Raw genomic sequence first — 16,187 nt, 5'->3', positions numbered from 1 at the left:
AATCAGGTCTGTTCAGCGCCCGAAGCGCCACCAGGGCTTGGCGTTCGACGCCGGGTTGCCCGCGACGCGCACGAGAACGAGCGCGATATTATCCTTTCCGCCTGCCTCATTGGCCGCGTCGATCAGCGCGCGGCCGGCCTTCGGTAACTCGTCGTGTACCTGCAACAGCTGCTGCATCGCGGCGTTGTCGAGCATGTCCGAGAGGCCGTCGGAGCACATCAGGTACAGGTCGCCGGGCTGCACGTCGTGCAGGTGCGTCTCGAGCAGCACCGTGTCCTCGACGCCGACGGCGCGCGTGACGAGGTTCTTGTTCGCGGAAAAGGCGGCCTGTTCCGGCGTGATCAGGCCGGCATCGATCTGTTCCTGCAGCAGCGAGTGGTCGCGGGTGATCTGCACCAGCTGGCCGCCGCGCATGCGGTAGGCGCGTGAATCGCCGACGTGCCCGAGCCGCAGCTGGCCGTCGCGGAACACCGCGACCACCAGCGTGGTGCCCATGCCAGCGTACTGCGGGTTGGCGTTCGCGGCGTTGAAGATCGCGCGGTTGGCGTTGTCGACGCAGATGTCCATCGCGCGGCGGACCTCGGCATCGTTGGCCTTGCCGCCCGCCTCGTGCAGCCAGCGCCCGAGCTCGCTGCGGATGAACGAGGTGGCCATGTTGCTGGCGACCTCGCCGGCGTTGTAGCCACCCATGCCGTCGGCCAGCACCGCCAGCGCGTTGCCCTCGTCGACGGCCACCGAGTCCTCGTTGTTCGAGCGCGCGCGGCCGGTATCCACGGCATGGAAGAACTCGAAGCTCATCGGGGCGGAGTTGTGCTCGGCATGCAGTTGTGCGGCGATTGTGCCTTGTCCTTTGCGGGCGTCACCTTGCGGGTGGTCCCGAGCCCGTGGGGGACGTCACGATGGCGCCGGCCGCTGCAGCAGCGCGGCCCAGCGCTCCAGGTCGTCGGCCAGCCGGCCCAGATCGGCCGGTCGGGCCTGCGGGTCGGCGTGCAGCAGGCTGGCGAGCAGTTGGTCGAGGCCCTCGGGCAGCTCCGGGCGCCAGTGGCGCAGCGGCGCCGGCGCGCCGGCGGCGACCGCGCGCAGCAACTCGCCCAGGTGCGTGGCCGGATACGGCAGGCGGCCACACAGCAGTTCGTAGAGCATGACGCCGAGCGCGTAGGTATCGCTGGCCGGGCGGGCGTCGTCGCCGGCCAGCTGCTCCGGCGCCATGTAGGCCGGCGTGCCGAGCGTGACGCCGGTGCGGGTGACCGAGGCGTCTTCCAGCCGGGCGACGCCGAAGTCGAGCAGCTTGAGGCGGTCGCCGGCCAGGTCGAAGCGCACGTTGGCCGGCTTCAGGTCCCGATGAACGACCCCATGGGCATGCGCATGCGCCAGCGCCCGCGCGACGCGCGCGCCGATGCGCAGCACCAGCGGTTCGGGCAGCAGCCGGTTGGGGCGCGTATAGCGGGTGAGGTCCGTGCCCGGCGCCACCTCCATCGCGATCCAGGGCCGGCCGTCGCTGTCGCCCTCGTCGAGCAGCCCGACGATATCGGGGTGCGACAGTGCGCGCATCACCGCCGCCTGGCGTTCGAAGCGCCGGCGCAGGTCGGCCAGTTCCAGCGACTTCAGGCGGGGATCGAGTGCCAGCACCTTCACGGCGGCCGTGCGCTCGCCATCCTGGGCCAGGTAGACCGGACCCGAGGCGCCCTGGCCGAGCAGCGCCGTCGCCTGGTAGCGGCCGAAGCGCGGTGCGCCGCCGGTGGCCGGCGTGCCCGATCGCGCGCTGCTCGCCGCCGGAGCCGCTCCGCCCGCGTCCGGGCGCGCCGGCCACAGGCGGCGCCACCATCCGGGCGCACCAGGCGGAGCGGTGGGTTGCATGTCGTCGGCTGCTGCGGTGGCGGGGCGGTTCGACCGCAAGCTACCACAGCGACGACAGCCCGGGAACTGCTCCGGGCCCGTCGGACGTTATTCCTTGCCGTGCTGCGAGGGCCGTCGCCGCCGCAGCAGCATGCCGACGGCCAGCACCAGCAACGCGCCAGCGATGCCGGCGGTGTAGCGCACCGCCGCGGTCGCCTCGCCGTTGACCTGCGGGATCTGTCCGGCGAGCGCCGGGTCGCCGACGGCCATCGTGCCGGCGATCCAGCCCAGCAGCATGCCGCCCAGCGTGATGACGATGGGGAAGCGGTCCATCAGCTTGATCACGAACTGGCTGCCCCAGACGATGATCGGAATGCTGACCAGCAGGCCGAATATCACCAGCGGCATCTTGTGGTCGCCACCCGCACCTTCGGCCGCGCCGGCGATGGCGATCACGTTGTCCAGGCTCATCACGAAGTCCGCGATGATGACGGTGCGCACCGCGGACCACAGCTTGTCGCTGGCCTGGATGTTGCCGTGTTCGTCGCCGTCCTCGGGCAGCAGCAGCTTGATGCCGATCCACACCAGCAGCGCGGCGCCGACCAGCTTCAGGAACGAGATCTTCAGCAGCGTCAGCGCGAAGAAGATCAGCGCGACGCGCAGCACGATCGCGCCGATGGTGCCCCAGATGATGCCCTTGGTGCGCTGCTGCGGCGGCAGGCTGCGGCAGGCCAGCGCGATGACCACCGCGTTGTCGCCGCCGAGCAGGATGTCGATCATGATGATCTGCCCGACGGCGATCCAGAAGTCGACATGCATGAACTGGTCCATGGGTGGCCTCTTGTGATGCGTTCTTGCGCCGCCGGTGGCGAAGGCGGCGGAAGTTTATGCCGCGCACCCGCCCGCGGCGCTGCGGGGATTACATAGCGCCAGGGCCATGAAAAAGGCCACCCGCAGGTGGCCTGGCAGCGGTGCGTCGAAGCCTTACAGCAGCGACTTCAGCAGCCGGCCCATCTCGCTCGGGTTGCGCGTGATGGTGAAGCCGCACTCCTCCATGATCGCCAGCTTGGCGTCGGCGGTGTCGGCGCCGCCGGAGATCAGCGCGCCGGCATGGCCCATGCGCTTGCCCGCAGGCGCCGTGACACCGGCGATGAAGCCGACGATCGGCTTCTTCATGTGGTCCTTGCACCAGCGCGCGGCTTCGGCTTCGTCCGGGCCGCCGATCTCGCCGATCATGATCACCGCGTCGGTGTCCGGATCGTCGTTGAAGGCCTTCATCACGTCGATGTGCTTCAGGCCGTTGATCGGGTCGCCGCCGATGCCGACCGCGCTCGACTGGCCGAGGCCGATCTCGGTGAGCTGCGCGACCGCTTCGTAGGTCAGCGTGCCCGAGCGCGAGACGACGCCGATGCGGCCCTTGCGGTGGATGTGGCCGGGCATGATGCCGATCTTGATCTCGTCGGGCGTGATCAGGCCGGGGCAGTTGGGGCCCAGCAGCAGCGTCTTCTTGCCGCCGGCGGCTTCCTTGGCCTTCATCTTGTTGCGCACCTCGAGCATGTCGCGCACCGGGATGCCTTCGGTGATGCAGATCGCGAGGTCCAGGTCGGCTTCCACCGCTTCCCAGATCGCGGCGGCGGCACCCGCCGGCGGCACGTAGATCACGCTGACCGTCGCGCCGGTCTTGGCCTTGGCGTCGGCGACGGTGGCGTAGATCGGGATGCCTTCGAAGTCCTCGCCGGCCTTCTTCGGATTGACGCCGGCGACGAAGCAGTTCTTGCCGTTGGCGTAGGCGACGCAGCCGCGCGTGTGGAACTGGCCCGTCTTGCCCGTGATGCCCTGGGTGATGACCCGGGTGTCTTTGTTGATCAGGATGGACATGGAGTGAATTCCTTCGGGACTGGCGGGCGGTTACTTCACGGCGGCGACGATCTTCGTCGCGGCTTCGGCCATGGTGTCAGCACTGATGATCGGCAGCCCCGACTCGGCGAGCATCTTCTTGCCCAGGTCCTCGTTGGTGCCCTTCATGCGCACCACCAGCGGCACGCTCAGGTTCACTGCCTTGCAGGCGCTGATCACGCCCTCGGCGATGGTGTCGCACTTCATGATGCCGCCGAAGATGTTGACGAGGATGCCCTTGACCTCCTTGTTCTTCAGCATGATCTTGAAGGCCTCGGTGACCTTCTCGGCGCTGGCGCCGCCGCCGACGTCGAGGAAGTTCGCCGGCTCGCCGCCGAAGAGCTTGATGGTGTCCATCGTCGCCATCGCCAGGCCCGCGCCGTTGACCAGGCAGCCGATGTTGCCGTCGAGCGAGATGTAGGCGAGGTCGAACTTGCTGGCTTCGATCTCCGCCGGATCTTCCTCGTCGAGGTCGCGGTAGGCGACGATCTCGGGGTGGCGGAACAACGCGTTGGCGTCGAAGTTGAACTTCGCGTCCAGCGCCTTGATGTTGCCGTTGCCTTCGAGGATCAGCGGGTTGATCTCGGCGAGGCTGGCGTCGGTCTGCATGTAGCAGGTGTAGAGCTTCTTCAGCACGTCGATGGCCTGCGCCTGGCTGGCCAGCGGAACGCCGATGCCGGCAGCAAGCTCGAGCGCCTGCTTGTCGGTCAGGCCCTCGGCCGGCTCGACGAAGACCTTGATGATCTTCTCGGGCGTGGCGTGCGCCACTTCCTCGATGTCCATGCCGCCTTCGCTGGAGGCCATCATCGCGACCTTCTGCGTGGCGCGGTCGGTCAACGCGGCGACGTAGTACTCCTTCTTGATGTCGGCGCCTTCCTCGATCAGCAGGCGGCGCACCTTCTGGCCTTCGGGGCCGGTCTGGTGGGTCTTCAGCTGCATGCCGAGGATCTGGCCGGCGAGCGTCTTCACCTCGTCCATCGAGCGCGCCAGCTTGACGCCGCCGCCCTTGCCGCGGCCGCCGGCATGGATCTGCGCCTTGACGACCCAGACGCTGCCGCCGAGCTTCTGCGCGGCTTCGACCGCTTCCTGCACGGTGAACGCGGGGTAGCCCCGGGGGACCGGTACGCCGAACTGGCGCAGGATCTCTTTGCCTTGATACTCGTGGATCTTCATCGGGGGGCTCGCTGCGAAGGGTCGGTAAAACGCCGGACGCCGGCAGCGGCGCCGACGATCGGCAGCAGGCTGGCGCCTGCCACGGAAGCAAACCGACGCAATTTAGCATGCTGCGCTGCGGCAAAGCTGACGGGAACCACGCACCCCGCTGACGCACCGGGCGGGCGCGCCCTTTTGCGCGGATCCCCGCGCCTGCCGCGCGGTCTTGCCAGCGCTGCGGCCCTCAGGGCTCGGTGTCGACCGTGTCCGCCCGTTCGCCCGGCGCGGCGGCATCGCGCAGCACGCGGCGCACGACCTCGGGCGAGAAGCCTCGGCCGACGAGGAATCGCATCTGTCGAACCCGCGCGGCGGCGTCGGCCGCGCCGATGGCCGCGTACTTCCTGTGCCAGACCTCGCGGGCGCGCTGGTATTCGGAGGCCTTCAGCGCCGCGCGGGCGTCGGCGTCGAGCGTGACGCCGTGCTGCTGCAGTTCGCGCTCGATGCGCAGGTTGCCGAAGCGCTTCTCGCGCGCATGCACTCGGCTTTCGACGAAGCGCGCCTGCGACAGGTAGCCGCGCGTGCTCAGCCAGTCGAGCAGGGTGTCGACCTCGGCGGCGAGGTCGGCTTCATCGCGGTCGCCGCCCTCGGGCGCTTCGACGGTCGCGCGCGGCGTGCGCATCAGGCGCAGCAGCTTGGCGCGCAGTTCGTCGCGGCTGTGCTCGCGCTGCGCCAGCCACTGCAGCGCGCGCACCTTCGGCGAGGCGGGGGGCTTGGGCGCCAAACCGGGCCGTGCGGACGATCAGTCTTCGGATCAGCCTTCGGCCGCGGCGGCCGGCGGCAGCGCCGGGATGCCCAGCGACTCGCGCACCTTGTTCTCGATCTCGCGTGCGAGGTCGGGGTTCTCGCGCAGGAACTCTCGCGCGTTGTCCTTGCCCTGGCCGATCTTCTCGCCGTTGTAGGCATACCAGGCGCCGGACTTCTCGAGGATCTTGGCGTTGACGCCCAGGTCGATGATCTCGCCCTGGCGGCTGGTGCCTTCGCCGTAGAGGATGTCGAACTCGGCGGTCTTGAAGGGCGGCGCCACCTTGTTCTTGACGACCTTGACCTTGGTCTCGCTGCCGATGACTTCCTCGCCGCGCTTGATGCTGCCGGTGCGGCGGATGTCCAGGCGCACCGACGAATAGAACTTCAGCGCGTTGCCGCCGGTGGTGGTTTCGGGGTTGCCGAACATCACGCCGATCTTCATGCGGATCTGGTTGATGAAGATGACCATCGTGTTGGTCTTCTTGATCGTCGCGGTCAGCTTGCGCAGTGCCTGGCTCATCAGGCGGGCCTGCAGGCCGGGCAGCGAGTCGCCCATCTCGCCTTCGAGCTCGGCCTTGGGCGTCAGCGCGGCGACCGAGTCGATGATCACCAGGTCGACCGAGCCGGAGCGCACCAGCGCGTCGACGATCTCGAGCGCCTGCTCGCCGGTATCGGGCTGGCTGATCAGCAGTTCCTGCAGGTCGACGCCGAGCTTCTGGGCATAACCCGTGTCGAGCGCGTGTTCGGCGTCGATGAAGGCGCAGGTGCCGCCAAGCTGCTGCATCTGCGCGACGACCTGCAGCGTCAGCGTGGTCTTGCCCGACGATTCGGGGCCGTAGATCTCGACCACCCGGCCGCGCGGCAGGCCGCCGACGCCGAGCGCGATGTCCAGGCCCAGCGAGCCGGTGGAAACGACCTCGATCGGCTCGACCTCGCCGTCGCCCAGGCGCATGATCGAGCCCTTGCCGAACTGCTTCTCGATCTGGGCCAGCGCGGCCTGCAGGGCCTTGGCCTTCTCGGTGTTCAGCGCTTTGACGGGTGCATCCATGGGGCTCTCCTCGGGGTCTTGCTGGGTTGGCGCCGGATTATGGCAGTGGCTGGATATTTGTACAGTACATTGAACTTGCGCATCCACAAGGCGGTGCTTGACAGTGCGGGCTGTCCGGTGAATCGAACTGCCTAGAATCCGCTCGACACCTCGGCCCGCAGAGGCTCGAGCAGGAGACAAGCGATGCGGATACTGATCGCCGAGGATGACCAGGTGCTGGCCGACGGCCTGATGCGCTCGTTGCGCGCGTCGGGCTACGCGGTCGACCAGGTCGGCAGCGGCAGCGAAGCCGACGCGGCGCTGTCCTCGCACGAATTCGACCTGCTGATCCTCGACCTCGGGCTGCCGAAGATGCATGGCTTCGACGTGCTGCGCAAGCTGCGCGCCCGCGGCTCCTCGATGCCCGTGCTGATCCTCACCGCGGCCGACAGCGTCGAGCAGCGCGTCAAGGGCCTGGACCTCGGCGCCGACGACTACATGGCCAAGCCCTTCTCGCTGCAGGAGCTCGAAGCGCGCGTGCGGGCGCTGACGCGGCGCGGCCTGGGCACCGCGTCCAGCCTGATCCGCCATGGCCCGCTGACCTTCGATGCGACCGGCCGCGTCGCCTACATCAGCGACCAGATGATCGAGCTGTCGGCGCGTGAGCTGAGCCTGCTGGAAGTGCTGCTGCAGCGCGCCGGGCGCCTCGTCAGCAAGGACCAGCTGGTCGACCGCCTCTGCGAATGGGGCGAGGAGGTCAGCAACAACGCGATCGAGGTCTACATCCACCGCTTGCGCAAGAAGATCGAGCAGGGCCCGATCCGCATCGCGACCGTGCGCGGCCTCGGCTACTGCCTCGAGAAGATCCAGAACTAGCCTACCCCTGGAGCGGCCTGGCGGCCGGTCAGGCCGCGAGGCCCGACGTGGCCCGCAGGACACACCAGCGGCCCGGCAGAGCCGGTTCCGCGCTGTCCGCTTGGGAAGGCACGCGGTCGGGCTATGCTGAGACCCAGCCATGCAAGCCCACCCGTACCGTGAGCAGCGGTCGTTGTTTGGCGAGATCCTCGACTGGATGCTCGCGCCGCTGCTGCTGCTGTGGCCGATGAGCGTCGCGTTGACCTGGCTGGTGGCGCAGAGCATCGCCAACCGGCCTTTCGACCGCGCACTGGCGGAGACCGCACGCACCATCGCGCGCCAGGTGGTTGTCGAGCACGCCGCGGGCGGCGCCAGCCGCGTGAAGCTGCGGCTGCCGGAGGTGGCCAACGAGGTGCTTCGCTCGGACGAGGCCGACCGCGTGTTCTTCCAGGTGCTGGGCGCACGCGGCGAGTTCGTCGCCGGCGACCGCGAGCTGCCGGTGCCGGACGAGGTCGCGGCGCCGGCGCAGGAGCTGCGCTACCGCGACGACGACGTGCAGTCCGACGCGGTGCGCGTGGCCTACGTCTGGCTGCCATCCACCGGCGTGCCGGGCGAGGTGCCGCCGCTGGTGCAGGTGGCCGAGACGCTGGACAAGCGCTCGCGCCTGGCCACCGAGATCATCAAGGGTGTCATCGTGCCGCAGTTCGTCGTGCTGCCGCTGGCGGTGCTGCTGGTGTGGTTCGCGCTGGCGCGTGGCATCAAGCCGCTCAACGAGCTGCAGCAGCGCATCCGCCGCCGCGAAAGCCACGACCTGTCGCCGCTGCAGGAGCGCGACGTGCCCGAGGAGGTCGCGCCGCTGGTGGGCGCGATCAACGACCTGCTCGGCCGCCTCGACCGCTCGATCGGCGCGCAGAAGCACTTCCTGGCCGATGCCGCGCACCAGCTGAAGACGCCGCTGGCGGGGCTGCGCATGCAGGCCGAGCTGGCGCAGCGCGAGATCGATGCCGGCGAGCAGGACCCGAAGGCGCTGAAGCGCTCGCTGCAGCAGATCGCGCATGCCAGCCAGCGCGCGGCCCACATGGTCAACCAGTTGCTGGCGATGGCCCGCGCCGAGGACAAGGAGAGCTCGCGCAGCCGGCAGGACGTGAACATCGCCCGGCTGGCCCGCGAGACCGTGCGCGACTTCGTGCCGCGGGCGCTGGAGAACCGCATCGACCTCGGCTACGAGGGGCCGGACGAAGGCCAGGCGCTGCACGGCCGCCTCACCGGGCAGCCGCTGCTGGTGCGCGAGCTGATCCGCAACCTCGTCGACAACGCGCTGCAATACACGCCGGCCGGCGGCAGCGTCACGGTGCGTGTGATGGACGACCCGTTCGGCCAGGTGGTGGTGCTGCAGGTCGAGGACACCGGGCCCGGCATCCCGGAGGCCGAGCGCGAGCTGGTGTTCCGGCCGTTCTACCGGGCGCTGGGCACCAATGTCGACGGCAGCGGGCTAGGCCTGGCGATCGTGCACGAGATCGTGCAGCAGCACCAGGCCGAGATCGCCATCGCCGACGCGCGTCCGCGCACCGGCCTGCCGTCCGGCCAGGGGCCCGGTGCGCTGTTCACGGTGCGCTTCCCGCTGGCGCGGCGCGACGAGCTGCTGCCGGACGGCACGGCCGCGCCGTCCGCGGCATCGCCCGACGACCGTGATCAGCCTGCCGGCGGCTTGCCGGCGCCCGCTCGCAGGTAGCGCAGCAGGCTCGCGTCGTCGGCGGCGGCAAAGCCGGCGTCGCAGGCGGCGCGGAACAGCGCCGCGGCATCGCCGCCCAGCACCGGCGCGACGCCGGCCGCCTGCGCCATGGCCATCGCCAGTGCCGAGTCCTTGGCCAGCAGCGTCGTGTGTGCGCGCGGCGCGAAATCGCCCCGCAGCGCCCGTGCCATGCGGTCGCTGCCGATCCAGCTCTGGCCGCTGGACTGCTCGATCACCTCGAGCGTGCGGCGGGCGTCGAGGCCGAGGTGTTCCGCCAGCGCGATCGCCTCGGCGGCACCGGCGAGGTTGATCGCTGCCAGCAGGTTGTTGACCAGCTTGGTGCGGGCGCCATCGCCGGGCCGCGCACCGATCCGGAACAGCCGGCTGCCGAGCGTGCGCAGCAGCGATTCATGACGCGCAAAGAGCGCGTCGTCGCAGGCCACCATCAGACTCATCGTGCCGTCGCGGGCGCGCGCCGGGCCGCCGGAGATCGGCGCGTCGATGCAGGCGATGCCGTGCGCGGCGAGCTGCGCCGCCGCCTGTTCGACGTCGCCCGGGCCGATGGTCGGGCAGAGCATCACGGCGGCTGGCCGGCGCGGCGCGTGCACGACACCGCGCGCGCCGAAGAGCACCTCGTGCACCTGCGCGGCATCGATCACGACGACGATCACCACGTCGCAGTGCGCGGCCAGCGCGGCCGCATCGGGTGCACACGTGCCGCCGGCGGCCAGCACCGGCGCCTCGCGCGCGGGCAGCAGGTCGCGCACCGTGACGCGCCAGCCGGCCTCGACCAGGCGCAGCGCCATGCCCTGGCCCATGTTGCCGACGCCGATGACGCCGACACGCATCGAGTCGTCGGTCATCGCTGCATCAGCCCGCGGCTGCGCGAGATCGACATCAGCATGCCCAGCGCCAGCCCCAGCGTGACCATCGCCGTGCCGCCGTAGCTGACGAAGGGCAGCGGGATGCCGACCACCGGCAGGATGCCGCTGACCATGCCCATGTTGACGAAGGCGTAGGTGAAGAAGCTCAAGGAAAGCGCGCCGGCCAGCAACCGCGTGAAGACGGTCGGCGCCTGCGCGGCGATGACCAGCCCGCGCAGGATCACGAAGATGAAGGCGCACACCAGCACCGCGGCGCCGGCGAGGCCGAACTCCTCGGCATAGGCGGCGAAGATGAAGTCGGTGGTGCGCTCGGGGATGAACTCCAGGTGCGTCTGCGTGCCGTTCATGAAGCCCTTGCCGCCGACGCCGCCGGAGCCGATCGCGATCATGCCCTGGATGATGTGGAAGCCCTTGCCGAGCGGATCGGTCGTCGGGTCGAGCAGCGTGCAGACGCGGTGTTTCTGGTACTCGCGCAGCAGCGGCCACACCTTGTCCGGCTCGCAGATGGTGTCGGCACTGGCCACCAGCGCCACCAGGCCGATCGCCGCCGCCCCCAGCACCGGCAGGATCAGCTTCCACGACAGCCCCGCGAAGAAGATCACGTAGAGGCCGGCCGACAGGATCAGGATCGCGGTGCCGAGGTCCGGCTGCTTCGCGACCAGCCCCACCGGCAGCAGCAGCAGCGCGCCGGCGATCGCGAAGTCCGGCACGCGCAGCTGGCCTTCGCGCTTCTGGAACCACCAGGCCAGCATCAGCGGCATCGCCAGCTTCATGATCTCGCTCGGCTGGATCACGACGCCGATGTTGAGCCAGCGCGTCGCGCCTTTCTTCGTGATGCCGAACATCGCCGTGGCCACCAGCAGTGCGATGCCCAGCGTGTACAGCGGCACCGCGAGCCGCATCAGCTTCTGCGGCGGCAGCTGCGCCATCAGGAACATCACGACGAAGCCCAGCGCCATGTTGCGGCCATGGTCGACGAAGCGCGTGCCGTGGTCGAAGCCGGCCGAGTACATGATCGTCATGCCGATCGCCGACAGCAACAGCAGGCCGCCGGCCAGCGGTGCGTCGAACACCGCCAGCACGGGCCGCACGCGCTGCCACAGCGTCGGCTGCTCGACGATCGCGATCATCGCGACGCTCCCGCGGGCTGGCGGCCCACCGCGCCCACCGGGCCCACTGCGATCGGCGAGCCCGCCGCCGGCACGCTGGCCGCGGCGGGCACGACGGCCGATGCCGGCACGGCCGACCTGAACGCCACGTCCGCGATCCGCCGCGGCGGCTTCAGCGGTGCCGGCGCCTGGCCCTGCTGCACCGCGGCGATGTCCTCCTCCGTCGGATACAGGCCCATCAGCCAGTAGTCGAAGATGCGGCGCGCGATCGGCGCGGCGTTCTGCGCGCCGAAGCCGGCGTTCTCGACCACCAGCGCGACGGCGATCTTGGGGTTGTCGGCCGGCGCGTAGGCGACGTACAGCGCGTGGTCGCGCAGGTGCTCGGCCATCTTCGCGGCGTTGTACTTCTCGTTCTGCTTGATCGTCACCACCTGCGCGGTGCCGGTCTTGCCGGCCGAGGTGTATCCCGCGCCGCGGAAGGCGGTGGCCGAGGTGCCCTCGACGTTGACGCCGACCAGCGCGCGGCGGATCTCGGCGAGGTGCTCGGGCTTGATCGGCACCGGCTCGAACGGCTCCTTGCCCACCGGGCGTCGCGTGTTGTGCACGACATCGACGACCTCGCGCACCAGGTGCGGCTTGTGGCGTTCGCCGCCGGTGGCCAGGATGCCCAGCGCCTGCGCCATCTGCAGCACGGTGTAGCTGTTGTAGCCCTGGCCGATGCCCAGCGAGATCGTCTCGCCGGCGTACCAGCGCTGCTGCTCGGGCTTGCGGTAGGCGCGCTTCTTCCAGCTCGTCGACGGCAGGATGCCCTTGACCTCGCCCTCGAGGTCGATGCCGGTCAGCTGGCCGAAGCCGAAGGGCGCCAGCTGCTCGGCCATCAGGTCGACGCCCAGCTCGCTGGCCAGCACGTAGTAGTAGGTGTCGCAGCTGTGCACGATCGAGCGGTACATGTCGACCCAGCCGTGGCCGCCTTCCTTGTCGTCGCGGAAGCGGTGGTTGCCGAACATGAAGTAGCCCGGGTCCGAGATGCCCTGCTGCGGCGTGCGCTTGCCGGTGGCCAACCCGACCAGAGCCATGAAGGGCTTGTAGGTCGAGCCCGGCGGGTACAGCCCGCGCAGCGCGCGGTTCAGCAGCGGCTTGTCGATCGATTCGTTGAGCTCGCGCCAGCTGTCGACGTCGATGCCGTCGACGAAGAGGTTCGGATCGAAGGTCGGCTTGCTGACGAAGCTCAGCACCTCGCCGGTGTGCGGGTCCAGCGCCACCAGCGCGCCGCGGCGGTCGCCATAGAGCCGCTCGACCAGCTGCTGCAGCCGCATGTCGACCGACAGCACCAGCGTATTGCCCGGCGTCGACGGGTGGCTGCGCAGCCGCCGCACCGCGCGGCCGCCGGCGCTGGTCTCGACCTCCTCGAAGCCGGTGATGCCGTGCAGCTCGCGCTCGTAGCTCTGCTCGAGGCCGAGCTTGCCGATGTAGTCGGTGCCGCGGTAGTTGCCCTGGGTTTCCTCGTCCCACTCCTCCATCGCCGCCTTTTCCTTGGCGTTGATGCGGCCGATGTAGCCGAGCAGGTGGCTCGCGGCTTCGCCCTCGGGGTAGTTGCGGAACAGGCGCGCACGCACGTCGACGCCGGGGAAGCGGAAGCGCTGCGCCATGAAGCGCGCCACTTCCTCGTCGGTCAGCTTGGTGCGGATCGGCAGCGATTCGAAGCTCTTGCTCTCCTCGAGCAGGCGCTTGAAGCGGCGGCGGTCGCGCGGCTGGATCTCCAGCAGGGCCCCGAGCTGGTCGATCATCGGGTCGAGCTCGGCCTCGACCTTCGACGGCGTGATCTCCAGCGTGTAGGCCGAGTAGTTCGTCGCCAGCACGAGGCCGTTGCGGTCGACGATCAGGCCGCGGTTCGGCACGATCGGCACCACTGCGATGCGGTTGGCCTCGGCCTGCGTCTGCAGCTCCTCGTGGCGCACGACCTGCAGCCAGGTCAGGCGCGCCGCCAGCAGCCCGAAGCACAGCAGCACGAACAGCGCCGCCGCCACCAGCCGGCCACGGAAGCGGCTCAGCTCGCGCTCCAGATCCTTTATCTCCGTCATGGCGCGGGTCTTCCCAAGCGGGCGCCGCGGAACCGGCTCTGCCGGGCCGCTGGGGCCGCCCCCTGGGGGGAGAGGGCGAAGCCCGAGGGGGCATCGCCGAAGGCGCTCCGGGGGGGTCTCATAACGGTCTGTTTTCGTCGGGGTCCGGCGCGCGCCGCTGCGGCGCCAGCAGCAGCCAGCCGACCACCGGCCACAACATCGCCTCGAACACCGGCGCCAGCATCACCGACCAGCCGGGGAACATGCCGCCGACGATCAGCCGCGTCGCCAGCGACACGCCGTGTGCCGCGGCGAACAGCGGCAGGATCTGCAGCGCCTGCGACATCACCGGGAACCACAGCAGACGGCGGTGGATGCTGACCGCGAAGAAGGCCAGCAGCGTGTAGGCCAGCGCATGCTGGCCGAGCACCGCGCCTTCGTGCACGTCGATCAGCAGGCCGAAGACGAAACCGAGGCCGACGCCCACGCGCTGCGGCTGGTGCACGATCCAGAACACCAGCACCAGCGCCAGCAGGTCGGGCGACGCGGCGTGGCGCCCGATCGGCAGCATCTCGAGCGCCAGCGCCAGCAGCAGCGACAGCCCGATGAACATCGGGTTGACCGGCAGCAGCAGCTGGTCGGAGCCGCGCGGCATGATCATCGCGGTCTCCTCACGGGGCGGCTCCCGAGCCGGCGATGCCCGGCCGCGAGGCCTTGCCCTTGCCCGGCCTGGCCGCCGCGGGCGGCGCTTCGGGCAGGGGCGGCAGCTGCACAGACAGCGGCTCCAGCACCAGCACGTGCCGCACGCCGTCGATCGCCGCCGCGGGGGTCAGCAGGATGTGCGCGAAGCCCGAATCGACCTTGCGATCGACCTGGGCGACCTGCGCCACCGGCAGCCCCGGCGGGTAGACGCCGTCGACGCCGGACGTGACCAGCTTGTCGCCGACCTGCACGTCGGCATTGCCGGCCATGAAGCGCAGCTCCAGGCCGCCGCCGTCGGCACCGCCGAAGGCCGCGCTGCGCCGCTGGCTGCGGGCATTCAGCACCGGGATCGCCGCGTCCTTGTCGGTCAGCAGCGTGACCATCGAATTGAGCGGGAAGACTCGCGTCACCTGGCCCAGCACGCCGGCTTCGTTGATCACCGGCGCGCCGAGCACGATGCCGTGCGTCGCGCCGCGGTCGATGAAGGCCTTGCGCGAATACGGGTCGGGCGCCTCGTACATCACCTCGGCCGAGATCGACTTCACCTGCAGCGCCGGGCGCAGGTCGAGCAGCGCGCGCAAGCGGGTGTTCTCCTGCGCCAGCCGGTCCCCGCGCTCGGCGCGTTCGGCCTGCCGGGCCAGCTGCTGGCGCACCCGGTCCTCGGCGGCGATGGCCTGCTGCAGGCCGTTCAGGTAGTCGAGCCCGCTATAGGCCAGGTTCACCGGCGCCATCAGCGCGCGCTGCAGCGGCAGCAGCGCGGTGGCCACCGCGGCGCGCAGCGGCTGTGTCAGCTTGAGGCGGTTGTCGGCGGCCATCAGGAACACCGCCAGCGCGGAACACAGCACGAGCTTGGTCAGCGCCGGTGTTCCTTGGCGGAAGAACGGCGGCGGGGTGCGGTCCAGGGTACCCAGCGGCATGGTGTGGCGGCCCGCCCTTGCTTGGGGTGCGCCAGCGCCTCGTGGGCTTCAGCGCACCACGAACCTTACTCCGAGGTGAAGATGCTGCCCAGGCGTTCCATGCGCTCCAGCGCCATGCCGCAACCGCGCACCACGCAGGTCAGCGGGTCTTCGGCCACCAGCACCGGCAGGCCGGTTTCCTCGGCCAGCAGGCGGTCGAGGTCGCGCAGCAGCGCGCCGCCGCCGGTCAGCATCATGCCGCGCTCGGCGATGTCGGCGCCGAGCTCGGGCGGCGTCTGCTCGAGCGCGTTCTTCACGCTGGAGACGATCTGGTTCAGCGGATCGGTCAGCGCCTCGAGGATCTCGTTGGAGCTGATCGTGAAGCTGCGCGGCACGCCTTCGGAGAGGTTGCGGCCCTTGACCTCCATCTCCTTGACCTCGCTGCCGGGAAAGGCGCTGCCGATGCTCTTCTTGATGCTCTCGGCCGTCGGCTCGCCGATCAGCATGCCGTAGTTGCGGCGGATGTAGTTGATGATCGCTTCGTCGAACTTGTCGCCGCCGACACGCACGCTGCCCTTCCAGACCATGCCGCCGAGCGAGATCACGCCCACTTCGGTCGTGCCGCCGCCGATGTCGACGACCATCGAGCCCGAGGCTTCCGACACCGGCAGCCCCGCCCCGATCGCCGCGGCCATGGGTTCTTCGATGAGGTAGACCTCCGACGCGCCGGCGCCGAGGGCCGATTCGCGGATCGCGCGGCGCTCGACCTGCGTCGAGCCGCAGGGCACGCAGATGATGATGCGCGGGCTCGGCCTCAAGACGCTGCGCGGATGCACCATCTTGATGAACTGCTTGAGCATCTGCTCGGTGACGGTGAAGTCGGCGATCACGCCGTCCTTCATCGGGCGGATGGCCTCGATGTTGCCGGGCACCTTGCCGAGCATCGCCTTGGCTTCGGCGCCGACGGCCTGGATCGTCTTCTTGCCGTTGGGGCCGCCTTCATGGCGGATCGAGACGACCGAGGGCTCATCGAGCACGATGCCCTTGCCACGCACGTAGATCAGCGTGTTGGCGGTGCCGAGGTCGATGGCCAGGTCGGTGGAGAGGTAGCGGCGCAGGGATCCGAACATTGCAGGCGGTGACGGGCTAGGGTGCGCTGAGGGCCGGGCTTTCTCGACCGCGCGCTGTGTCGGCGCGCGGGAAGGGCCGCGTGGGCGTGCGCGGCGGCAGCGAG

At 69.9% G+C, this 16,187-nt stretch carries 15 protein-coding genes; 2 read left to right on the top strand and 13 right to left on the bottom strand.

The genetic code is table 11. The features are described from left to right. Window positions 1-12 precede the first annotated feature (12 nt). The 7 genes from P1K89_RS20045 to recA form a co-directional block, all read right to left on the bottom strand. Complete coding sequence (locus P1K89_RS20045; RefSeq protein ID WP_284618273.1) at window positions 13-798, bottom strand: Stp1/IreP family PP2C-type Ser/Thr phosphatase; 786 nt, start codon at window positions 796-798, stop codon at window positions 13-15. Between the two features lie 96 nt (window positions 799-894). Continuing rightward, a complete protein-coding gene (locus P1K89_RS20040) occupies window positions 895-1,857 on the bottom strand; it encodes a serine/threonine-protein kinase (protein WP_284618272.1) in 963 nt (320 codons plus the stop codon). A gap of 87 nt (window positions 1,858-1,944) precedes the next feature. Beyond that, entirely contained in the window at window positions 1,945-2,667 is a 723-nt protein-coding gene (locus P1K89_RS20035; protein ID WP_284618271.1) for a TerC family protein, read from the bottom strand. 153 nt (window positions 2,668-2,820) lie between these two features. Beyond that, window positions 2,821-3,714, bottom strand: coding sequence for a succinate--CoA ligase subunit alpha (gene sucD, locus P1K89_RS20030; protein WP_284618270.1), 894 nt, complete (start codon window positions 3,712-3,714; stop codon window positions 2,821-2,823). A 30-nt stretch (window positions 3,715-3,744) separates the two neighbouring features. Then, the gene (gene sucC / locus P1K89_RS20025) at window positions 3,745-4,905 is read right to left on the bottom strand and encodes an ADP-forming succinate--CoA ligase subunit beta (protein ID WP_284618269.1); all 1,161 of its coding nucleotides are present in this window, start codon (window positions 4,903-4,905) and stop codon (window positions 3,745-3,747) included. Between the two features lie 223 nt (window positions 4,906-5,128). Continuing rightward, window positions 5,129-5,665, bottom strand: coding sequence for a regulatory protein RecX (locus tag P1K89_RS20020; protein ID WP_284618268.1), 537 nt, complete (start codon window positions 5,663-5,665; stop codon window positions 5,129-5,131). Between the two features lie 30 nt (window positions 5,666-5,695). Next, complete coding sequence (gene recA / locus P1K89_RS20015; protein ID WP_284618267.1) at window positions 5,696-6,736, bottom strand: recombinase RecA; 1,041 nt, start codon at window positions 6,734-6,736, stop codon at window positions 5,696-5,698. A gap of 183 nt (window positions 6,737-6,919) precedes the next feature. Between recA and P1K89_RS20010 the strand changes: the two genes are divergently transcribed. Both P1K89_RS20010 and P1K89_RS20005 read left to right on the top strand, forming a co-directional pair. Further along, entirely contained in the window at window positions 6,920-7,591 is a 672-nt protein-coding gene (locus P1K89_RS20010) for a response regulator (protein ID WP_284618266.1), read from the top strand. A gap of 139 nt (window positions 7,592-7,730) precedes the next feature. Then, window positions 7,731-9,302 (top strand): sensor histidine kinase, encoded by a 1,572-nt coding sequence (locus tag P1K89_RS20005; RefSeq protein ID WP_284618265.1) that lies wholly within the window; start codon window positions 7,731-7,733, stop codon window positions 9,300-9,302. On the opposite strand, the gene P1K89_RS20000 is transcribed toward P1K89_RS20005, so the two are convergent. From P1K89_RS20000 to P1K89_RS19975, 6 genes are all read right to left on the bottom strand, one after another. Next, entirely contained in the window at window positions 9,263-10,165 is a 903-nt protein-coding gene (locus P1K89_RS20000; RefSeq protein WP_284618264.1) for an NAD(P)-dependent oxidoreductase, read from the bottom strand. The two genes, P1K89_RS20005 and P1K89_RS20000, sit on opposite strands and share 40 nt — an antisense overlap. After that, window positions 10,162-11,316 carry a rod shape-determining protein RodA gene (rodA, locus tag P1K89_RS19995; RefSeq protein WP_284618263.1) on the bottom strand — a complete coding sequence of 385 codons (1,155 nt, stop codon included), beginning with the start codon at window positions 11,314-11,316 and terminating at the stop codon, window positions 10,162-10,164. Before rodA ends, P1K89_RS20000 begins: the two co-directional genes overlap by 4 nt. Next, window positions 11,313-13,376 carry a penicillin-binding protein 2 gene (gene mrdA, locus P1K89_RS19990; RefSeq protein ID WP_284618262.1) on the bottom strand — a complete coding sequence of 688 codons (2,064 nt, stop codon included), beginning with the start codon at window positions 13,374-13,376 and terminating at the stop codon, window positions 11,313-11,315. The genes rodA and mrdA overlap by 4 nt, the downstream gene beginning before the upstream one ends. 118 nt (window positions 13,377-13,494) lie before the next feature. After that, a complete protein-coding gene (mreD, locus tag P1K89_RS19985) occupies window positions 13,495-14,016 on the bottom strand; it encodes a rod shape-determining protein MreD (RefSeq protein ID WP_284618261.1) in 522 nt (173 codons plus the stop codon). A gap of 10 nt (window positions 14,017-14,026) precedes the next feature. Continuing rightward, window positions 14,027-14,974 (bottom strand): rod shape-determining protein MreC, encoded by a 948-nt coding sequence (gene mreC, locus P1K89_RS19980; protein ID WP_284618260.1) that lies wholly within the window; start codon window positions 14,972-14,974, stop codon window positions 14,027-14,029. A gap of 65 nt (window positions 14,975-15,039) precedes the next feature. Next, window positions 15,040-16,083 carry a rod shape-determining protein gene (locus P1K89_RS19975; RefSeq protein ID WP_284618259.1) on the bottom strand — a complete coding sequence of 348 codons (1,044 nt, stop codon included), beginning with the start codon at window positions 16,081-16,083 and terminating at the stop codon, window positions 15,040-15,042. Window positions 16,084-16,187 lie beyond the last annotated feature (104 nt).

The organism is Aquabacterium humicola, assembly GCF_030167915.1.
Taxonomy (GTDB): Bacteria; Pseudomonadota; Gammaproteobacteria; order Burkholderiales; family Burkholderiaceae_C; genus Pseudaquabacterium; species Pseudaquabacterium humicola.
Note: the sequence above shows the minus strand (reverse complement) of the source record. Positions and strands in the feature narration are given on the sequence as shown.